Consider the following 20,076-nt stretch of genomic DNA (forward strand, 5'->3'; position numbering starts at 1 on the left):
ATGAGTTTTCCGCTCGTCTCTGCTTCAATCGGCGGAATCCCTGCTTGCGGGTTCCGCACTGGCAATCAGCTGCGCTTCAGGCAAGGATGACGGGGAATCGCCCACGGAATCGCCAAGAACATCGCACTGCGTCGGAGTGACCATGACCAATCCCGCCACGACCTCCCTGCTCGACCGCGCCAATCTGGACCGCGATGCCGTCCGCCGCGAGGTGGCCCGCGGCCTTGAAGGCGCCGATGACGGCGAGCTGTTCCTGGAGTTCGGGCAGACCGAGGCGCTGGTGTTCGACAACGGCCGGCTCAAGCAGGCGACCTATGACACCTCGCAGGGCTTTGGCCTGCGCGCCGTCAAGGACGACGTGGTCGGTTATGCGCATTCCTCCGATGTCTCGATCCCGGCGCTGATCCGCGCCGCGGATGCGGTCGCTGCCGTGCGCGGCGGCTATGCCGGCACGTTCGCTGCGGCGCCGGCCCACACCAATGTCAGACTCTATGGCGACGAGAATCCGCTGGACGGACCTGCGTTCGAGGCCAAAGTAAAACTGCTCGGCGAGATCGACGCCTATGTCCGGGACAAGGACCCGCGCGTACGGCAGGTCTCGGCCAGCCTCACTGCGACCTGGCAGGTGGTGGAGATCCTGCGGCCCGACGGCGAGAGCTATCGCGACATCCGCCCGCTGGTGCGCGTCAATATCTCCGTGGTTGCAGGCCAGGGCGATCGGCAGGAGAGCGGCAGCAAGGGCTATGGCGGCCGCGAGGGCTATGCCCGTTTCATCGAGACCAAGGCCTGGCGCGACGCCGCCGACGGCGCGCTGCGCGAGGCGCTGGTCAATCTCGAATCGGTGCCGGCGCCCGCCGGCGAGATGGATGTGGTGCTCGGAGCCGGCTGGCCCGGCGTGATGCTGCATGAAGCCGTGGGCCACGGGCTCGAAGGCGACTTCAACCGCAAGCAGACCTCGGCCTTTGCAGGATTGATGGGCCAGCAGGTCGCGGCCAAGGGCGTCACCGTGGTCGACGACGGCGCCATGGCCTCGCGCCGTGGCTCGCTCTCGATCGACGACGAGGGCACGCCGACCAACCGCACCGTGCTGATCGAGGATGGCATTCTGGTCGGCTACATGCAGGACCGCCAGAACGCACGCCTGATGGGCATGAAGCCGACCGGCAACGGACGGCGGCAGAGCTATGCCCATGTGCCGATGCCGCGCATGACCAACACCTACATGTTGTCAGGCGACCGCGACCCGGCCGAGATCATCGCCTCGGTGAAGAACGGCATGTATGCCGCCAATTTCGGCGGCGGCCAGGTCGACATCACCTCGGGCAAATACGTGTTCCAGTGCACCGAGGCCTACAAGATCGAGAACGGCAAGCTCGGCGCGCCGCTGAAGGGCGCCATGCTGATCGGCAATGGGCCGACCGATCTCCACAGGATCACCATGATCGGCAACGATCTTGCGCTGGATACGGGAATCGGTACTTGCGGCAAGAACGGCCAGGGTGTGCCGGTCGGCGTTGGCCAGCCGACGCTCAGGATGGAACGGATTACGGTCGGAGGAACGGGCTAGTGAGCAGCGGAAACGAAGTCGTGGCGGCCAAACCGACCAGCTGGCGCGGGCAGGCCGTGCAGCTGGCCGCGATCGTGGCCGTCGTGTTCCTCGCCAAGGGCGCGATCGCCGAGCCGTTCTATGTGCCGTCGGGCTCGATGGAGCCGACGCTCCTGATCGGCGATGCGCTGGTGGCCTCGAAGTTTCCCTATGGCTACGGCGCGGCGTCGCTGCCGATCCAGATCACGCTGCCGGAAACCGGCCGGGTGTTCGGCGAGACGCCGAAGCGCGGCGACGTCGTCGTGTTCCGCTGGCCGGGCGATCGCTCGCAGGCCTGGGTCAAGCGTGTCGTCGGGCTGCCCGGCGATCGCATCCAGATGCGGCAGGGCCAGCTCTTCATCAACGATCATCCGGCGGCGCTGAAGCCCGACGGCACCGGCTTTGCCGAGGACGACCGCGGCGGCGGGGAGGATGCCAATCGCTATATCGAGACGCTGCCGAACGGCGTCAGCCACGCGATCTTCAAGATCCGCGACAACGGCCGGCTCGACAACACGGCGGAGGTGACGGTGCCTGCGGGCCAGTTGTTCGTGCTCGGCGACAACAGGGATAATTCCGCCGACAGCCGCGTGCCGGTGCGCGACGGCGGTGTCGGCCTGCTGCCGATCGACAATCTGATCGGCCGCGCCGACGCGGTGGTCGGCTCCTGGGACATGGGCATCCGCAGCCAGCCGGTCTGGACCTGGCTCTCCGGCTTCCGCCTCGCGCGCTTCTTCACCTCGGTGCAGTGAGCCTGCCAACGTGACCTTCGACGACGTCAGGACCCTGGTGCTGGCGTGGCCGGAGGTCGAGGACGGCACGTCCTACGGCACACCGGCGCTGAAGGTGCGCAAGAAGATGCTGGTGCGGCTCAAGGAGGACGGCGACAGCCTGGTGATGCCCGGCGTGCCACCGGACGAGCGCGACATGCTGGTCGAGAGCCAGCCCAAGATCTTCTACTTCACCGATCACTATCGCGATTATCCGACCGTGCTGATCCGCCTGTCGAAGGCCAAGCGCGCAACCGTCGAGCCGCTGCTGCGCCGGCACTGGCGCACGCTGGCCTCGAAGAAGGCGGTCAGGGATTACGACGCGGCCGGATAATCGTTTCTCGTCATTGCGAGCCACCCGGTCGGCGCGAAGCGCCGCCGGATGACAGGCTCCGCGAAGCAATCCATGTCACGTCATAACGGATCGATGGATTGCTTCGTCGCTTCGCTCCCGTGCGCAAACGCTTCGCGTTTGTCGCAGGCAATGACGGGCAGAAATCTGGAAATATGACCCAGGACGAATTCCTCACCGCGGCGCTACGCAATCCGGTCAATCCAGCGATTGCAGACGAGCTTGACCGCCTCGGTTTGCCCGATGCCTGGCTGGTCGCCGGCTGCCTGGTGCAGAGCGTCTGGAATGTGCTGACCAACCGGCCGCTCGATCACGGCATCAACGACTACGACGTGTTCTATTTCGATCCGGATACGTCGTGGGAGGCTGAGGACGCTGTGATCCGCGGGCTTACCGCGCGGCTCGGCCATCTCGGCGTCGCGATCGAGGTCCGCAACCAGGCCCGCGTCCATCTCTGGTATCCCGACAAGCACGGCGTGCCCTACCCTGCACTGTCATGTTCGACCGACGGCATCGATCGCTTCCTCAGCGCGAACGTGCAGGTCGGTATCCGCCGCAGCGCTGGCGGCTACGACGTGTATGCGCCAAGCGGCTTCGACGATGTCGCCGGCATGATCGTGCGGCCGAACCGGACCGCGAATTTTTCCGCGGCGAATTACACGACGAAGGCTGAGCGATGGAAGGCGCTTTGGCCGGAGATCACGGTAATCAACCCCGAATAGTCCGTCGTCCCTGCGAACGCAGGGACCCATAACCACCGATGCCGATTGTTGCACGGTGGTGGAATGACGAGTCCCATTCACGACATTCTGCCGCGGAGTATGGGTCCCTGCTTTCGCAGGGACGACGAATGTATGTGCGGCCCTAAAGCATGATCCGGAAAAGTGCGAAGCGGTTTTCCGAAAAAGATCATGCCCAAACAAAGAGCTAAAGCGCGATGACGACTCAATCCAATCTCATCGCGCCCTAGCGCACCACGCCCGAGGTGAACCCCGCCTTCCGGCGCGGCGGCTTGATCTCTTTCTTCAGGAAGCAACGCGCGTCGCGGCCGGCATAGCCGGGGCGGGCGTAGGTCCAGGCGCGGCACTTGTTGTCGGCGGTGCAGGCGGCCTGGCAGGCCTCGTCGCCGTCGCTGCTCTTCAATTCGAAATTCTTGTAGTCGCCGCCGAGGCGATCGATCGAGGTTTCGATGGCGCCGCTGCGCGGCTCGACCACGCCCGCGCCACGCACCCCGGAGACGCAGCAATTGTCCTGCACCCGCAGCGGCACGGTGTTCTTCAGCCAGCACACCGCGCCGTTGTTGGCATCGGTCGGATAGTTGAAGCTCCAGGCGCGGCAACGGCGGTCGCGCTCGCAGGTCAACGCGCAGTCGGCGGGGTCGCCCGTCGTCACCGGCGCGTTCAGATAGTCGCCGCCGGGACGGTCGAAATTGGTTTGCGCCAATGCCGGGCGCGTGACGGCAACGGCCGACAAGGCCGCGAACATCACCACACACGCCTTAAAGAGGCGGCCTATCCCCATGAGATTGCTTTCAAATTCGCACAGCCCCGCGCATCCCGCGGGGCGTCATTTGAACGCCATGAACCTGTACGGCTGATGAACGGCGATGCAGCGGCAGGTGCGACAACACCGCCGTTCGCACGCGTTCGGGGCCCGGGCCGTGATTAGAAGGCGTACTCCTGATAGGCCGGTTCCACCGAACCGTTCCAGGGCCCGTTGAACTTCTCCAGCATCTCCTCGGCCGGCGAGCGGCCGGTCTCGATGATGCGCTCGAGCGGTTCGAGGAAGCGGCTCTCGTCGCGGCCGAGATGGTCGATCCGGCCGCGCCGGCGCAATCCGGCATGCGACAAGACGAGGCACTCCTTGGCGATCTCGAACAGATAGCGGTCCTTGATCCGCGCCTTGAAGCCGAATCGCGGCACGTCATCGCGCAACGCCTGCCGCTCCGCCGCGGTCCAGTGCCGGACGATATCCCAGGCGGCGTCGAGGCTGTCATTGTCGTAAAGCAGCCCGACCCAGAACGCCGGCAGCGCCGGCAGCCGGCCCCACGGCACGCCATCGGCGCCGCGCATTTCGAGGTAACGCTTCAACCGCACCTCGGGGAAGATCGTCGAGAGATGATTGGCCCAATCCGACAACGTCGGGCGCTCGCCGGGGAGGATCTTGTTCTTGCCGGCGAAGAAATCGCGGAACGACGAGCCGGAGACGTCGATATATTCCTCGCCGCGCTTGACGAAATACATCGGCACATCGAGCGCGTAGTCGACATAGCGCTCGAAGCCCATGCCGTCCTCGAACGCGAACGGGATCATGCCCGAGCGCGCATTGTCGGTGTCGCGCCAGATCTCGGAGCGGAACGACAGGAAGCCGTTGGGCTTGCCCTCGGTGAACGGCGAGTTGGCGAACAGAGCGGTCGCGATCGGCTGCAGCGCCAGCGACACCCGCAGCTTCTTCACCATGTCGGCTTCGGAGGAGAAGTCGAGATTGGTCTGCACCGTGCAGGTCCGGAACATCATGTCGAGGCCGTATTTGCCGACCTTCGGCATGTAGTTGCGCATGATCTTGTAGCGCCCCTTCGGCATCACGGGGATCTGCGCGCGCGACCAGGACGGCGTCATGCCGAGGCCGAGGAAGCCGATGCCGAGCGGGGTCGCGATCTCCCGCACCTGCGCCAGATGCGCCATCAGCTCCGACTGCGTCTGGTGCACGGTCTCGACCGGCGCGCCCGACAATTCGAACTGGCCGCCCGGCTCGAGCGAGATCGCGCCGCCGCCGGTGACGTCATAGAGCCCGATGATGTTGCCGCGCTCCATGATCGGCTCCCAGCCGAGCAGGAGCTTCATGCCTTCGAGCAGCGCGCCGATGCCCTTGGCGCCTTCATAGGGCACGGGCTGACGGCCCTCGAGCGTGAACGGGGTCTTCTCGTGCTCGGTGCCGATCCGGAATTCGGACTCGGGCTTCACGCCGGCTTCAATCCACGCCACGAGTTCGTCGCGCGACTGCAGCGGCGTCATGTCGATCTGGTCACGCGCCATAGAAAATCCAACTCAAGGGCGCTTCGATCGAAGGCGCGCGGTGGCAGGGACATCCGTCGGCCGCAACGGCCGCGGATGATGGGATCAGGAATATCATCGTGCGGACACGCCGTCTCGCGCGGGCGCGGCCTTGGTATCGCTCTTTGCATCGGTCTTGGTGTCGCCCTTGGCGTCGCTTTTGGCGTCGCCGCAGGAACAGCCGAGACGGTCGAGCAGACCGCACAGCCGTTCGGCGTCGGCGTCGGACAATTTCGACCCGACATGCTTGTCGATCGCGGTCGAGTAGGCGCTCCACATCTTCTTCTGCAGCTCGCGTCCGGCCTCGGTGATCTCGACGAACTGGCCGCGCTTGTCGATCTTGCATTCGCGCCGGGCGGCAAGCCCCTCGTCGACCAGCTTGTCGATCAGCCGCGAGGTCGAATATTGCGGGATCAGCATCTGCCGCTCGAGCTCGACCGGGCGCAGCTCGCCGGACGGCGCGCGCGACAGTTCGAGCAAGGCGTCATACCAGGCGAGCGGCGGAAAGCCGGCCTTCTTCAGATCCTGCTCGACGCAGTCCAGCACCCGGCTCGGCACCCGCATCAGGCGGATCCAGGCGGCCGTCGCCTCGCTCGATAGCTTGCGTTTCATCGTCTAGTCCATAAGGTCCCGGCACCGACTGTACCGCACTGAATGCATCTGCATCAATCTTGACTATTTCATGCAGGTGCATGTAGGCAATCCCTCTCCGGACGCCAAGAACAAGGGAAGGAATACCCCTATGAAGCTTTATTACACCCCCGGTGCCTGCTCCCTCTCCCCCCACATCGCTCTGCTCGAGGCCGGCCTGCCCTACGACCTGGTCAAGGTCGATCTGCGCGCCAAGAAGCTCGAAAACGGCGACGATTTCCTGCAAGTGAACCCCAAGGGCCAGGTGCCGGCGCTGGCACTGGATTCCGGCGAGATGGTCACCGAAGGCCCGATCATCATCCAGATGATCGCCGACAAGGCCGCCGACAAGAAGCTGGCGCCCGCGAGGGACTCCAACGAGCGCTACAAGCTGCTCGAATGGCTGAACTACATCACGACCGAGCTGCACAAGAACCTCGGCCCGATGTTCTCGCCCGTGCTCGCCGACGACGCCAAGGCGTTCTTTAAGGACCGCGCCATGGGCAAGTTCAAATATGTCGACAGCCAGCTCGCCGGACGCGAGTACCTGATGGGCAACCAGTTCACGGTCGCCGACGGCTACCTCTTCACCATGATCATGTGGGCGCAAGACCGGCTCGGCTTCGATCTCTCCGACCTGCCGAACGTGACAGCCTACAAGGCGCGCGTCGCAGCGCGCCCGAAGGTGCAGGAAGCGCTGAAGAAGGAAGGCCTGCTGAAGGCGGCCTGAGCTTTCGCACCAGTTGCACGAGACCTGAAAGGGCCGGATGGAAATCCGGCCCTTTTTGTTTTGCGGCCAGCAGCACCACAGCTGGCACCTTCACGCGGCGGGCGTCGCCGGCCGGCCTCACGCCCCCGACCAGCGAGCGGCGGGTGTTGTCCTATCTGATGAAGCCGCTGGCGGATCAGGCGCACCGCGCCTTCAGGGAGAAATGAGCGGCGCAACCTTTCGAAGCGCGTTGGGAACAAATCAATTTAATCGGCATTCTACCGATTAACACTACTTCCGGCTGCGGGCGCTGCCGTCCTTGTTCGAGCGATGCAACTGACCGACTATGACCTGCGGCGCGCCCTCCGCTCCAACTGGTCTGAAAATGTGACTATCGTCTCCACGCTTTTATTGACCAGCACGCTCGTCGGGCTGGCAACCAGTTTGTACTTTCGGGTTTGGACATTGATGCTGGTGTCGCCGCTGATCGCGGTGCTCGCGGCAATCGTGCTCCAGTCCGATGGCTTTGCGTTTGCGACCGGCGCCCCGATCGTCGTCGCCTGCCTCGCATTCAACCAGATCGCCTATCTCGCCGGCGCTTTGCTGTCGCCGGACAATGACGGCTCAATGGCGGAAGAAATCGACGGCGCTCCACGCCGCGGCCGCGAGCATAAGATCCACGGCCAGAACGAATAGGACCAGGCCGATCCACGACGGCCCCTTGCGCCGCAAGCGTAGCGAATTCCGACGTCGTGGCGGCAGGAGCGGGATGGATGGCCTCGCCGCCGTCTCAGCGGCACCTTCCTTGAGCACAGCACGCATTGCACGACACCCCAGCCTGATCGTCGCCTTGCTGATCATCTAGACGATCAACCAGCAAGAGTGATGCCAGCAGCATGGTGCCAGTGGGGAACAAGCGTGGCGGGACTTTGACCGCCGTGACCGTCGCACAACAGGATCAAGTCGGATCGATGACCGGCTTGATCTACTTCACCTCGCCCCGCGTGCGGGGAGAGGCATAGGCCGCCTTTGGCGGCCGTTCTCAAGAACGCCGAAGCAAAGCTTCGGCTATGACGCATCGTCAGATGCGCTCCGGGTGAGGGGGAGTCTCCGCAGACACAGCTATCGCCGAATGTGCGGAGAGAGCCCCTCACCCCAATCCTCTCCCCGTAAGAACGGGGCGAGGGAGCGCAGCGCTATCGCTGATCGCGCTACGCCGCCTGCTTCTTCGGCGGGAAGCGGCCGTAGAAGGTCTCGCCCTTGGCTGCCATCTCCTCCAGCAGCATCGGCGGCGTGAAGCGCGAGCCGTACTTCTTCTCGAAAGTGTGGCAGAGCGCGACGAAGTTCTTCGTGCCCATGAAGTCGATATAGGACAGCGCACCGCCGGTGAACGGCGCGAAGCCGAAACCGAGGATCGAGCCGACATCCGCTTCGCGCACGTCGGTGATGACGTGATCCTCGACGGTGCGCGCGGCTTCCACCGCCTGCACCACAAGGAAGCGCTGCTTCAATTCCTCGACGCTGAGCGTGTCGGGATCGAGCTGCTTCGGCTGGAGAGCGGCCAGCCCCGGCCACAGGCTCTTCTGGCCCTTGCCCTTCTCGGGATAGTCATAGAAGCCCTTGCCGTTCTTGCGGCCGTAGCGGCCCTGGTTCTCGACCATCTCGACCATCAGCTTCTTCTGCGCCTGGTCGATCGCGTTGGGACCGAGATCGGCCTCGGTCGCCTTGGTGATCTTGAGGCCGAGATCGAGCGCGACCTCGTCCTGCAGCGACAGCGGTCCGACCGGCATGCCGGCCATCTTGGCGGTGTTCTCGATCATCGCCGGCGGCACGCCTTCGAGCAGCATCTCGTTGCCCTCGGAGATGTAGCGCATCACGCAGCGGTTGGCGAAGAAGCCGCGGCTATCGTTCACCACGATGGGCGTCTTGCCGATCGCGCGGACATAGTCGAGCGCGGTCGCCAGCGCGACGTCGCCGGTGTTCTTGCCGAGGATGATCTCGACCAGCATCATCTTCTCGACCGGCGAGAAGAAGTGGATGCCGATGAACTTGCCCTGGTCCTTGAACTCCTCGGCCAGCGAGTTGATCGGCAGGGTCGAGGTGTTGGAGGCAAAGATCGCGCCCGGCTTCAGCAGCGGCTGTGCCTTCGCATACGTATCGGCCTTGACCTTGCGATCCTCGAACACCGCCTCGATGACGAGGTCGCAGTCCGAGATCACATTGTAGTCCGATGTCGCCGAGATCCGCGCCAGGATGGCGTCGGCTGCCTCCTGCTTCATCCGCCCCTTGGCGATCAGGCCGTCGACCACGGTCTTGGCGTGGCCCTTGCCCTTGTCGGCGCTTTCCTGGTCGCGATCGACCAGCACGACATCGATGCCGGCCTGCGCCGAGACGTAGCCGACGCTGGCGCCCATGAAGCCGGCGCCGATCACGGCGAGCTTCTTGACCTTGGTCGGCGGCACGCCCGCCGGACGACGAGCGCCCTTGTTCAGTTCCTGCATCGACAGGAACAGGGAGCGGATCATCGCCGCCGCTTCCTTCGAGCGCAGCACCTTGGTGAAGTAGCGCGACTCGACCCGCAGTGCGGCGTCGATCGGGAGCTGCAGGCCTTCATAGACGCAGCTCATGATGGCGCGCGCGGCCGGATAATTGTCGTAGGTCTCGCGGCGATAGATCGCGTTGCCGGCCGGGAACATCTGCATGCCCATCTTGGAGAAGACGGGGCCGCCGGGCAGCTTGAAGCCCTTCTCGTCCCACGGCGCCACGGCCTTGCCGCCGCCCTTGATCCAGTCCTTGGCGGCCTTGATCAAATCGGCTGCGGGCACCACGGCGTGAATCAGGTTGAGCGCCTTCGCACGGGTGAGATTGACGGCCTCGCCCTTGAGCAGCAATTGCATCGCATCCGCCGGCTGCACGAGACGCGGTACCCGCTGGGTGCCGCCGGCGCCGGGGAACAGGCCGACCTTGATCTCGGGCAGGCCGAGTCTGGTCTTCGGATTCTCGGCCGCCACGCGGTAGTGGCAGGCCAGCGTGATCTCGAAACCGCCGCCGAGCGCAAGCCCGTTGATCGCGGCGACCCACGGCTTGCCCGAGGTCTCGATCGCGCGGAACGCCAGCGACATCTGGCGGCTCTGCTCGAACAGCATCTGGTTCGCGGCCTCCTCGCCCTTCTCCTTGAAGAGCTGGGCGTAGCTGCGGTTCATGCCCTCGAGCATCGAAAGGTCGGCGCCGGCGCAGAACGCCTCCTTCGCCGAGGTGATCACGACGCCCTTGATCGCGGCATCGCTGGTGGTCTGCTTGATGATCTCGCCGATCTCCTGCGTGGAGACCTCGTCGAACACGTTCATCGAGCGGCCAGGGATATCCCAGGTGACGAGCGCAATGCCGTCGGCGTCGACGTCGAACTTGAAATTCTTGTAAGCCATGTTTGTGCTCCTCGGTGCCGGCGGCCAATCTCAGGCGCGGCGATTGTGTCTCGGATCGTAGGGCGGGTTAGCGAAGCGTAACCCGCCGCCTTTCTCGCCGCGGCATGGTGGGTTACGCCTTCGGCTAACCCACCCTACGCAGCAACGCTCGTCAGACGCGCTCGATGATGGTGGCGGTACCCATGCCGCCGCCGATGCACAGCGTGACCAGCGCCGTTTCCTTGTTGGTGCGCTCAAGCTCGTCGAGCACGGTGCCGAGGATCATCGCGCCGGTTGCCCCGAGCGGATGTCCGAGCGCGATCGCGCCGCCATTGACGTTGATCTTGGAATTGTCGATGTCGAACGCCTGGATGTAGCGCAGCACCACCGAGGCAAACGCCTCGTTGAGCTCGAACAGATCGATGTCAGACTTCTTCATGCCGGAGCGCTCGAACAGCTTCTCGGTGACGTCGACCGGGCCGGTCAGCATCATCGCGGGCTCCGAGCCGATATTGGCGAACGCGCGGATCTTCGCACGCGGCTTCAACCCGTGCTTGGCGCCCGCCTCCTTGCTGCCGAGCAGCACGGCGCCGGCGCCGTCGACGATGCCGGAGGAGTTGCCGGCGTGATGCACGTAATTCACCTTCTCGACCTCGGGGTGCGACTGGATCGCCACCGCATCGAAGCCGGCCATCGCCGCCATCGCCGCGAAGGACGGCTGCAGCTGCGCCAGCGACTGCATCGTCGTGGTCGGACGCATGTGCTCGTCCTTGGCAAGGATGGTCAGGCCGTTGACGTCCTTTACCGGCACCACCGACTTGTTGAAGCGGCCTTCGTCCCAGGCCTTAGCCGCGCGCTGCTGGCTCTGCACGGCGTAGGCGTCGACGTCATCGCGCGAAAAACCGTATTTGGTCGCGATCAGGTCGGCCGAGATGCCCTGCGGCATGAAATAGGCCGGCACCGCCATCGAGGGATCCATCGGCCAGGCGCCGCCCGACGCGCCGATGCCGACGCGGCTCATCGATTCGGCGCCGCCGCCGATCACGAGCTCATGCTGGCCGGTCATGATCTGGGCCGCGGCGAAGTTCACGGCATCAAGGCCGGAGGCGCAGAAGCGGCTGATCTGCACGCCCGGCACCTTCTCGCCGAGGCCGGCGTTCAGCGCCGCAAAGCGGGCAATGTCGGAGCCGGCCTCGCCGACCGGATCGACCACACCGAGCACGACGTCGTCGACGGAGTCCTCGGGAAGATTGTTGCGCTCCTTGAGCGACTTCAGCGGCACCGTGGCGAGCGCCAGCGCGGTGACCTCGTGCAGCGCGCCGTCGGCCTTGCCGCGGCCGCGCGGGGTACGAACGTGATCGTAGATGTATGCCTCAGGCATGACGCCCTCCTTGATATGAGGATCATAATATATACGGAAGAAAGCACCGCCGCAGCTATGCGGCGGCAAATTTCAGGGTTTTCTCGTTTGACGCGTTTTCTTCACGCAAACCGGTATCCACTTCGCTTGAAAACGCTTCAGAACGCTTCCGCGGCCAGTTCCATCGTGGTGGCGCTGCCGCTCTGGATTCGGGCCAGATGCACGGCGGTCTCCGGCAGCAGCTTCTCCATGAAGAAGCGGCCGGTCACGAGCTTGGTGTTGAGGTAGGGCGTCGTACCGGCGGCGGCCTTGTCCTGCGCCACCTTGGCCATCTTCGCCCACATGTAGCCGAGTGCGACGAGGCCAAACAATTTCATGTAGTCGGTCGCGGCTGCGCCGGCATTGTCGGGCTTGGTCAGCGCGTTCTGCATCAGCCAGCCGGTGGCCTGCTGCAGATGGCCGAGCGCGGTGGAGAGCGGGGCGATGAAAGGCTTCATCGATTCGTCGGCGCCGTGCTCCTTGGCGAAGGCGCCGACCTCGCCGAAGAATGCCATCGCGGCGCGGCCGCCGTCGCGCGGCAGCTTGCGGCCGACCAGGTCGAGCGCCTGGATGCCGTTGGCGCCTTCATAGATCATCGCGATGCGCGCATCGCGCACGAACTGCTCCATGCCGTGCTCGGCGATATAGCCGTGACCGCCGAACATCTGCTGCGCCGAGACCGTGTTGGCGAACCCGGTGTCGGTCAGGACGCCCTTCAGCACCGGCGTCATCAGGCCCATGTGGTCGTCCGCAGCCTGGCGGTCCTTCGGGTCGTTGGAGCGGTGCGCGACGTCGCTCTTCAGCGCGGTCCACACCACCATGGCGCGCGCCGCCTCGTTGAAGGCGCGGATGGTGAGCAGCGTGCGGCGCACGTCCGGATGCACGATGATCGGATCGGCCGGCTTGTCAGCCTCCTTGACGCCGGTCAGCGAACGGCCCTGCAGGCGCTCGCGGGCATAGGCGACCGCGTTCTGGTAGGCGACCTCGGACTGCGCGAGGCCCTGCACGGCGACGCCGAGGCGGGCCTCGTTCATCATCACGAACATGCCCTGCATGCCCTTGTTCTCTTCGCCGATCAGCCAGCCGGTGGCGTTGTCGTAGTTCATCACACAGGTGGAATTGCCGTGGATGCCCATCTTGTGCTCGATCGAGCCGCAGGTGACGCCGTTGCGCGCACCCAACGAGCCATCGGCGTTGACCAGCACCTTCGGCACCACGAACAGCGAAACGCCCTTGATGCCGGCCGGCGCCCCTTCGATGCGCGCCAGCACGAGGTGGATGATATTCTGTGCAAGGTCATGCTCGCCGGCGGAGATGAAGATCTTGGTGCCGGTGATCTTGAAGCTGCCGTCGGCTTGGCGCACGGCCTTGGTGCGAAGCAGGCCGAGATCGGTGCCGCATTGCGGCTCGGTCAGGTTCATGGTGCCGGTCCATTCGCCGGCGACCATCTTGGGCACGTAGGTCTTCTTCTGCTCGGGGGTGCCGTGCACCAGCAGCGCCGCGGTCGCGCCCATGGTCAGCCCGCCATACATCGAGAACGCCATGTTGGCGGAGATCTGGAATTCGTTGACCGCCTGCGACAGCGTCACCGGCAGGCCCTGGCCGCCGAACTCGGTCGGCGCCGAGAGGCCGAGCCAGCCGCCCTCGGCGACCTGCTTGTAGGCGTCCTTGAAGCCCTTCGGCGTGGTGACGCTGCCGTCGTCATTGCGCTTGCAGCCTTCGAGATCGCCGGTGCGATTGAGCGGCTGCAGCACTTCCTCGCTGAGCTTGGCGGCCTCGCCGAGGATCGCCTCGCGCACATCGGCCGACGCATCGGTGAAGCCGGGAAGATTGCCGTAGCGATCGATCTGGAAAACGTCGTTGAGCAGGAAGCTGACGTCTTCGACGGGGGCTTTGTAGGTTGGCATGCTGATCTCCCGGCTGGCTCGTGGCCGCATCTGCGGCCGACGCTGCGCAGCTTTTCCTTGGGTTTGTTGGAGCGGACCTTATCCGCTTCCGGAGGTCCGCGGCAGGTCCTAGCGAGACTAAAGCGCGATGAGATTGGGTCGGGTCGTTATCGCGCCTTTGTTTGAGCATGATCTTTTCGGAAAACCGCTTCGCACTTTTCCGGATCATGCTTTACGATTGCGACGTTGCGCCGCTCTGCTTCATCAACTCCTCGCCCATCATCCGATGCAGCAAGTTGATCGCCTTGAGCGGACGCACCATCACCTTGAAATGCGTGATCCGGCCGTCACCGTCGAACGTGATGATGTCGACGCCGTTGAGCTTGATGCCGTCGATCTCGTTCTCGAATTCGAGCACCGCGCCGGTGTCGCTCCGCCACTCGCCCAAATATTTGAAGGTCGGGCCGCCGAGCACCTTGGCGGCGCTGGTCAGATACTTGAAGGTGATGTCGCGGCCGCGCTGCGGCGTGTGCACGACCGGACTTTCGAACACCGCGTCGGGATGCAGCAGATCCCACAATGCGGCGGTGTCGTGGGACTTCATGTAGGCGTACCACTTGTCGAGGCCCGGCTTGCTCATTCGGACGTCTCCTGCGGCGGGGTTGTAAGAAGCCTGAACATCGGCCGCGCGCGACAAGGCGGCACGCCGATCACCATATGCATATTGACGCATATGCACAGTAACGCATAAAGTCAAGCGAACTTCAGAATGACGAACTCGGGAACTCAGATGGAGGTGGGCGTTGGCACTCGGTGACGCAATCCTCGCCTGCCTCACGGAACGTCCGATGACGGGCTATGAGCTCGCCAAGACGTTCGACGCCTCGATCGGCTTCTTCTGGAAGGCCGACCATCAGCAGATCTATCGCGAGCTCTCCCGCCTGCGCGACAAGGGCCATGTCCAGGGCCGCGAGGTCGTGCAGTCAGGCAAGCCCAACAAGCTGGTCTACACGCTGACGGCCGAGGGCCGCGCGGCGCTGAAGCATTGGGCGGCGCGGCCGAGCGTTCCGCCCTCGATCAAGGACGATTTGCTGGTCCGGCTCTATGCGCTCGACTGCGTCGACATCGAGCCGCTGCGCAACGACCTGATGGCGCGGCTCGAGCATCACCGCGACCGCTTCGAGCGTTACGAGCGCCTGCTCAACAAGCGCTTTCCCGACGGCACCGCGCCGCCCGCCGATGTCGGCAAGATGCTCAGCCTGCGGCTTGGGATGCGCCACGAGCGCATCGTGGTGGAATGGTGCGAGGAGGCGCTCGACGCGCTCTCGGCGATGTCCGGCCGCGGCAATGTGCTGCCGCTCGACGACGGCAAGCGCGAAAGCAACGGCTAGAAACAAACGTCGTTGCTTGCCGCGTTGTCGTCGCGCGCAGCGGAATCCGCGCTGCCTGAAAACGATAGGCCTGTCCTGATCCGGCGCAACAGGTTCCCGGATTCCCTAACTTTAAGGCCCGCCAGCTGCATTCCTTAACCCGTTATTTACCGTGAGGGGAAAAAGTCAGCAGCTGAAGCAGACGACCAGCGCAGAATTCGATTGTCTCTTAACGGGAATGCGCGGGGAGGCTGCGGGCGCAGTGTATGGCGCCGGAGTCGGGACCGGACGGAATCATGAATTCGCGCGTATCGTGGAGTGTTGACGGCATCGATCCCTCCGTCCGCGACAGGGCCGAGGCGGCTGCGCGCCGTGCCGGCATGTCACTGAACGACTGGCTCAATTCGACCGTCGGCGAACCGAGCCCGCCGGATTGGCGCATGGAGCAACGGCAGCCGATGCCGAGCCGGGAAAGCCGCGAGGTCGCGGACATCCATCAGCGGCTCGACGCCATCACCCGCCAGATCGAACAGATTGCAAAACCGTTGTCGCGCGCCGAAGCGGTGCGTGCCGAGGTGCCGCGCGGCCAGCCCGCCGTCGCACGGCAGCTCAACGACGCGATCTCGCGCCTCGACGCGCGGCTGTCGCAGATTTCGCGGCCGCAGCCGGCGCGCGAGCCGCAGCCTCAGCCGATGATGCGCGAAGCGCCAATGCAGCGCGAGCCGCAGATCAACGAACGGCAACTGGAGGAGAGGCTGCGCCAGGCGGAGGCGGTCGAGCGCGCCGCCGCCCAGGTCTACCGCCCTTCGCCGCCGCTGAGCCCGGCGTCGTTCGATTCCGCGATCGCGGAAATCGCCGCGCGCCAGAATGAGCTCGATGGCCCCGCGCCCCGGCAGATGCCACAGCGCAATGCGCCGCCGGTGCAGCAATCGGCGCCGCCGATGGCCGCTTACGCGCCGCCGCCCGCGGCACCGGCCGGGCCGGACTTCTCCTCGCTCGAGCGTCATCTGCTCAAGATCACGAGCCAGATCGAGGCGCTGCAGCGGCCCGACCATATCGAGCAATCGATCGCGTCGTTCCGCGGCGAGCTCGCGGAAATCCGCCAGGCCATCACCGAGGCGATGCCGCGCCGCGCGATCGAGTCGATCGAGAACGAGATCCGCTCGCTGCATCACCGGATCGACGAGATCCGTCAGGACAGCAACAACGGCCAGGGCCAGGCGATCGCCGGCATCGAACGCGCGCTGTCGGAAATCCGCGAGGCGCTGCGTACGCTGACGCCCGCCGAGCAGCTCACCGGCTACGACGAAGCGATCCGCAATCTCGGCGGCAAGCTCGACATGATCCTGCGCGCCAACGACGATCCGTCGACGGTGCATCAGCTCGAGAGCGCGATCGCGGCGCTGCGTGCCATCGTCTCCAACGTCGCCTCCAACGACGCGCTGCTGCAGCTCTCCGGGGACGTGCATGCGCTGGCGGCGAAGGTCGACCAGCTGTCGCAGATGTCGCGCGGGGATTCCTACGGCGACGCTTTCGCCGGGATCGAGCAACGCATTGCGGCGCTGGCCTCGTCGCTGGAAGGCCGCGAGCGGCCGGCCGGCTATGACAATACCGACGCCATCGAGGGCGCACTGCGCTCGCTGTCGGAGCGGATCGACCGCCTGCAGGTCGGCAACGACAGCTCGTCGGCCTTCACCCATCTCGAACAGCGCGTCTCCTATCTGCTCGAACGCCTTGAATCGGCCGACCAGCGCTCCGGCAATCTCGGCCGGGTCGAGGAGGGGCTGCATGACATCATGCGGCACCTCGAGGCGCAGCACGCTCATCTCGCCTCGCTCGCCGACGCCACCCGCAACACCGTCAACACATCAGCGCCGCAGCCGATGATGGACAGCGGCATCGTCGATCTGGTGAAGCGCGAGCTGTCCGACATCCGCTTCAGCCAGTCGGAGACCGATCGCCGCACCCAGGATTCGCTGGAGACCGTTCACAACACGCTCGGCCACGTCGTTGACCGGCTGGCGATGATCGAGAACGATCTGCGCACGGTGCGCACCGCGCCGCCGCCGGCTCCGCCTGCCCCCGCGCCGGCCGAACAGCGGATGGACGCACCGCGGATGGAGATGCCGCGCGCGGCGATGCCGCAGCCGTTCGCGCAGCCCCAGCCCGAATCCTACAAGGCTGAATCGTACAAGCCTGAATCCTACCGGCCCGAATTGCCCAATCCTGCGCTGGCGCAGGAGCACTTCATGTCCGCGCCGCGCGAATTCCACGCCGCGCAGCCGGTCGAGAACGCCCCGCCGCCGCTGCCGCCGCGCGCGATCAGCGAGATCCTCGAGCCGCATGCGGCGTCCGCGCGCGCTGCGCTCGCCCCTGAACTGCCTCCGGATCATCCGCTCGAGCCGGGCACGCGCCCGTCGGGCCGGGTGTCGTCGCCGTCGGAGCGGATTGCGGATTCCGAGCGCGCGATCTCTGATCTTCCTGCCGGCAAGAAAGAGCCGGTCTCGACATCGAGCTTCATCGCCGCCGCGCGCCGCGCCGCGCAGGCCGCCGCCGCACAACCCGTCAACGAGAAGACGGCGCGCGCAGCGAGCAAGGCCGCCGCCAAGGCCAAGGAGAAGGCCGACAAGGCCGCGAAGGCTGCCGCCAAGTCCGGCGCCAAGGCCGGCGCGGCCGCGACCGAAGCGCCGGAGGCCCAGCCTTCGACCATCACCTCCAAGATCCGTTCGCTGCTGGTCGGCGCGAGCGTCGTCGTGATCCTGCTCTCCACCGCCAAGATGGCGATGAACCTGCTCGACACCAGCTCCGCACCGCAGGTGCCGGCGATCGAGCACAGCGAGCCGGCGGGGCCCGCCGCGCAGCCGCCCGCCGAGAACACCATCGCGCCCGCCCCCGGACCGGCTGCACCGTCGGGTACGCCCGGGCCGTCGATGACCTCGCCGACCCCGCTGGGCCGCCAGTCCAACAACACGCCCGCGCCGAACACGCTCGACAGCGCGCAAGTGACGATCCCTCAGGCCGCCCCCGCACCCGCCGCGATGCCGGAGCCGGTCGCCGCACCGATCGCCGCCGCCAGTGATATCACCGGCACGATTCCGACCGCTCCGCCGCTCGGCGGCAAGCTCGCCACGGTCCAGATTCCCGCGGGCGAGAAGCTGCCCGACGCGATCGGCGGTCCGGCGCTGCGCACGGCCGCGATCAAGGGCGATGCGGCTGCGGCCTATGAGGTCGGCGTCCGCTATGCCGAAGGCAAGGGCGTGACCGCCAATGTCGACGAAGCCGCCAAATGGTACGGCCGCGCGGCGCAGGCCGGCGTGGTCCCCGCGATGTTCCGGCTCGGCACCTTCTACGAGAAGGGCCTCAGCGTGAAACGCGACTTCGACATGGCGCGGCGCTATTACGTGCAGGCCGCCGAGCGCGGCAACGCCAAGGCGATGCACAACCTCGCCGTGCTCGATGCCGATGGCGGCGGCAAGGGCGCCGACTACAAGAGCGCCGCGCAGTGGTTCCGCAAGGCGGCCGATCGCGGCGTTGCCGACAGCCAGGTCAACCTCGGCATCCTCTATGCCCGCGGCATCGGGGTCGAACAGAACCTCGCCGAGTCCTTCAAATGGTTCAGCCTCGCGGCCGCGCAGGGCGACGCCGACGCCGGCCACAAGCGCGACGATATCGCCAAGCGGCTCGACCCGCAGTCGCTGGCCGCAGCGAAGCTGGCGATCCAGACCTTTACCCCCGAACCGCAGCCGAGCGATGCGGTCAACGTGCCGGCCCCGGCGGGTGGCTGGGACGGCGCACCCGTGCAACCCGCGTCGGCGAAGTCGGTCAGGCAACCCTCGAAGCGGACCGCGGCGCTGGCCGCCCCGGCTCACTAGGACAACGATGGCTGCGGCGCCGTGACGGCGCCGCTGTCTTGTCCCTCCACCCCTCCGCCGTGTAGACAGACGCGCAGTCCCGCGCCGATTGCGCAGGCGTTCCGGAGGGTCAGGCTTGTCTGTCGATGATCGTCAGGGTGAAGGAACGGGCCACCGTTCGTCGCCGACCGGTCCCCGCGTCGCGCCGCCGCGCCAGCAACCTTCCCCGTTTGGCGCACCGCGCCGGGCTCCGCCGCCTGTCGCACCCAGCGCTCCCAATTCGGGTGGCATCTTCAGACCCTCGATCTGGTCGGTGACCATCTTCGTCCTGCTGCTGTCCGGCGTTGCGATCCGCGCCTATCGCGAGCTTTCGGAGCCGGGCGCCTGGGATTTCTGGCGCGAGAGCTATGTCGCCGCGACCATGACATCGTCGGTCATTCCCGGGGTCGTCATCGACGGATCGAAGCGGCGCGCGCTTGCGATCAGCGGCAGGATTGGCTCGGCCAGCGCGAGCTGGTTCCGCGATCGGCTCGACGAAGCACGATTGTCGCCTGATGACGTCGTGCTGCTGTCGTCGCCGGGCGGCGCGTTGGATCAGGCTGCCATCATGGGTGAAGTCATTCGTGCCCGCCGGCTCGTCACCGCGGTGGCGACATCAGATGCATCGGGAAACTTGCGTGCCGCCGCCTGCGCCAGCGCCTGCGTTCTGGTTTATGCGGGCGGCGAAACCCGCTATGGCATCGCAGGCTCCAGGCTGGGCGTGCATCGCTTTACCATGAGCAAGCCAGGTGACGATCCCGTGGCCGAAGCTCAGCGCTCGCAGGGTATCGTGCTCAGTTACATGAGAAAGATGGGTATCTCGTCCCGAATCGTCGAGGCGATGTCGCAGACCTCGGACATCCGCTGGCTGGGCACGAGAGAGGCGCTTGCAATGAACCTCATTACCACGCCAGTCGACCAGCCCTGATCTGCCGACGCGGCCATCATTAATCTGAATTATCAACCACGTCCGCAGCCGGGCCGCCACGTGCGGCGAAAAATGCCACCCGGAGCGGAATCTTTAGTCC

The 20,076-nt window shown here is 65.6% G+C and carries 16 protein-coding genes; 9 read left to right on the forward strand and 7 right to left on the reverse strand.

The genetic code is table 11. The annotated features are described in order from the left end of the window. Positions 1-142: 142 nt before the first annotated feature. The 4 genes from tldD (at position 143) to QDT69_RS18150 (ending at position 3,429) form a co-directional block, all read left to right on the forward strand. On the forward strand, positions 143-1,567 hold the full coding sequence (gene tldD / locus QDT69_RS18135) for a metalloprotease TldD (protein ID WP_279707825.1): 1,425 nt from the start codon (positions 143-145) through the stop codon (positions 1,565-1,567). Further along, positions 1,567-2,337: a signal peptidase I gene (gene lepB / locus QDT69_RS18140; protein ID WP_279707826.1), complete on the forward strand. Its 771-nt coding sequence runs from the start codon at positions 1,567-1,569 to the stop codon at positions 2,335-2,337. Before tldD ends, lepB begins: the two co-directional genes overlap by 1 nt. Before the next feature lie 10 nt (positions 2,338-2,347). Next, complete coding sequence (locus tag QDT69_RS18145) at positions 2,348-2,689, forward strand: MmcQ/YjbR family DNA-binding protein (RefSeq protein ID WP_279707827.1); 342 nt, start codon at positions 2,348-2,350, stop codon at positions 2,687-2,689. A gap of 173 nt (positions 2,690-2,862) precedes the next feature. Next, entirely contained in the window at positions 2,863-3,429 is a 567-nt protein-coding gene (locus QDT69_RS18150; protein WP_279707828.1) for a nucleotidyltransferase family protein, read from the forward strand. Between the two features lie 244 nt (positions 3,430-3,673). Here the strand turns inward: QDT69_RS18150 and QDT69_RS18155 are convergent, their stop codons facing one another. The 3 genes from QDT69_RS18155 to QDT69_RS18165 form a co-directional block, all read right to left on the reverse strand. Then, a complete protein-coding gene (locus QDT69_RS18155) occupies positions 3,674-4,192 on the reverse strand; it encodes a PAN domain-containing protein (RefSeq protein WP_193399667.1) in 519 nt (172 codons plus the stop codon). 179 nt (positions 4,193-4,371) lie between these two features. Next, positions 4,372-5,742, reverse strand: coding sequence for a glutamate--cysteine ligase (locus QDT69_RS18160; RefSeq protein WP_279707829.1), 1,371 nt, complete (start codon positions 5,740-5,742; stop codon positions 4,372-4,374). A gap of 93 nt (positions 5,743-5,835) precedes the next feature. After that, positions 5,836-6,372: a MarR family winged helix-turn-helix transcriptional regulator gene (locus QDT69_RS18165; protein ID WP_279707830.1), complete on the reverse strand. Its 537-nt coding sequence runs from the start codon at positions 6,370-6,372 to the stop codon at positions 5,836-5,838. A 130-nt stretch (positions 6,373-6,502) separates the two neighbouring features. On the opposite strand from QDT69_RS18165, the gene gstA reads away from it, so the two are divergent. After that, positions 6,503-7,120 (forward strand): glutathione transferase GstA, encoded by a 618-nt coding sequence (gene gstA / locus QDT69_RS18170; RefSeq protein ID WP_279707831.1) that lies wholly within the window; start codon positions 6,503-6,505, stop codon positions 7,118-7,120. Positions 7,121-7,429: 309 nt separating this feature from the next. After that, on the forward strand, positions 7,430-7,795 hold the full coding sequence (locus QDT69_RS18175) for a hypothetical protein (protein WP_279707833.1): 366 nt from the start codon (positions 7,430-7,432) through the stop codon (positions 7,793-7,795). A gap of 515 nt (positions 7,796-8,310) precedes the next feature. Here QDT69_RS18175 and QDT69_RS18180 read toward each other — a convergent pair. The 4 genes from QDT69_RS18180 to QDT69_RS18195 form a co-directional block, all read right to left on the reverse strand. Then, positions 8,311-10,524 (reverse strand): FAD-dependent oxidoreductase, encoded by a 2,214-nt coding sequence (locus QDT69_RS18180; RefSeq protein WP_279707834.1) that lies wholly within the window; start codon positions 10,522-10,524, stop codon positions 8,311-8,313. Between the two features lie 151 nt (positions 10,525-10,675). Beyond that, on the reverse strand, positions 10,676-11,884 hold the full coding sequence (locus QDT69_RS18185) for an acetyl-CoA C-acetyltransferase (protein ID WP_279707835.1): 1,209 nt from the start codon (positions 11,882-11,884) through the stop codon (positions 10,676-10,678). Positions 11,885-12,021: 137 nt separating this feature from the next. Beyond that, on the reverse strand, positions 12,022-13,809 hold the full coding sequence (locus QDT69_RS18190; RefSeq protein WP_279707836.1) for an acyl-CoA dehydrogenase C-terminal domain-containing protein: 1,788 nt from the start codon (positions 13,807-13,809) through the stop codon (positions 12,022-12,024). A 211-nt stretch (positions 13,810-14,020) separates the two neighbouring features. Continuing rightward, a complete protein-coding gene (locus QDT69_RS18195) occupies positions 14,021-14,428 on the reverse strand; it encodes a nuclear transport factor 2 family protein (RefSeq protein WP_279707837.1) in 408 nt (135 codons plus the stop codon). Positions 14,429-14,591: 163 nt separating this feature from the next. Here QDT69_RS18195 and QDT69_RS18200 point away from each other — a divergent pair, with 163 nt between their 5' ends. The 3 genes from QDT69_RS18200 to QDT69_RS18210 all read left to right on the forward strand — a co-directional run bounded on the left by QDT69_RS18200 (position 14,592) and on the right by QDT69_RS18210 (position 19,976). Further along, positions 14,592-15,179 (forward strand): PadR family transcriptional regulator, encoded by a 588-nt coding sequence (locus QDT69_RS18200; protein ID WP_279707838.1) that lies wholly within the window; start codon positions 14,592-14,594, stop codon positions 15,177-15,179. Between the two features lie 275 nt (positions 15,180-15,454). Further along, positions 15,455-19,030 (forward strand): hypothetical protein, encoded by a 3,576-nt coding sequence (locus QDT69_RS18205; RefSeq protein WP_279707839.1) that lies wholly within the window; start codon positions 15,455-15,457, stop codon positions 19,028-19,030. Between the two features lie 88 nt (positions 19,031-19,118). Beyond that, a complete protein-coding gene (locus QDT69_RS18210; RefSeq protein ID WP_347952047.1) occupies positions 19,119-19,976 on the forward strand; it encodes a hypothetical protein in 858 nt (285 codons plus the stop codon). Positions 19,977-20,076: the final 100 nt, after the last annotated feature.

The organism is Bradyrhizobium sp. CER78 (assembly GCF_029846235.1).
Taxonomy (GTDB): Bacteria; Pseudomonadota; Alphaproteobacteria; order Rhizobiales; family Xanthobacteraceae; genus Bradyrhizobium.

Excerpts from the sequence above, each read along its gene's own strand:
- QDT69_RS18165 (WP_279707830.1), bottom strand. The coding sequence starts at position 6,372 with ATGAAACGCAAGCTATCGAGCGAGGCGACGGCCGCCTGGATCCGCCTG.
- QDT69_RS18155 (WP_193399667.1), bottom strand. The coding sequence starts at position 4,192 with ATGTTCGCGGCCTTGTCGGCCGTTGCCGTCACGCGCCCGGCATTGGCG.
- QDT69_RS18185 (WP_279707835.1), bottom strand. The coding sequence starts at position 11,884 with ATGCCTGAGGCATACATCTACGATCACGTTCGTACCCCGCGCGGCCGC.
- tldD (WP_279707825.1), top strand. The coding sequence starts at position 143 with ATGACCAATCCCGCCACGACCTCCCTGCTCGACCGCGCCAATCTGGAC.
- QDT69_RS18160 (WP_279707829.1), bottom strand. The coding sequence starts at position 5,742 with ATGGCGCGTGACCAGATCGACATGACGCCGCTGCAGTCGCGCGACGAA.
- QDT69_RS18180 (WP_279707834.1), bottom strand. The coding sequence starts at position 10,524 with ATGGCTTACAAGAATTTCAAGTTCGACGTCGACGCCGACGGCATTGCG.
- QDT69_RS18175 (WP_279707833.1), top strand. The coding sequence starts at position 7,430 with ATGCAACTGACCGACTATGACCTGCGGCGCGCCCTCCGCTCCAACTGG.
- QDT69_RS18195 (WP_279707837.1), bottom strand. The coding sequence starts at position 14,428 with ATGAGCAAGCCGGGCCTCGACAAGTGGTACGCCTACATGAAGTCCCAC.
- QDT69_RS18205 (WP_279707839.1), top strand. The coding sequence starts at position 15,455 with ATGAATTCGCGCGTATCGTGGAGTGTTGACGGCATCGATCCCTCCGTC.
- QDT69_RS18190 (WP_279707836.1), bottom strand. The coding sequence starts at position 13,809 with ATGCCAACCTACAAAGCCCCCGTCGAAGACGTCAGCTTCCTGCTCAAC.
- QDT69_RS18150 (WP_279707828.1), top strand. The coding sequence starts at position 2,863 with ATGACCCAGGACGAATTCCTCACCGCGGCGCTACGCAATCCGGTCAAT.
- gstA (WP_279707831.1), top strand. The coding sequence starts at position 6,503 with ATGAAGCTTTATTACACCCCCGGTGCCTGCTCCCTCTCCCCCCACATC.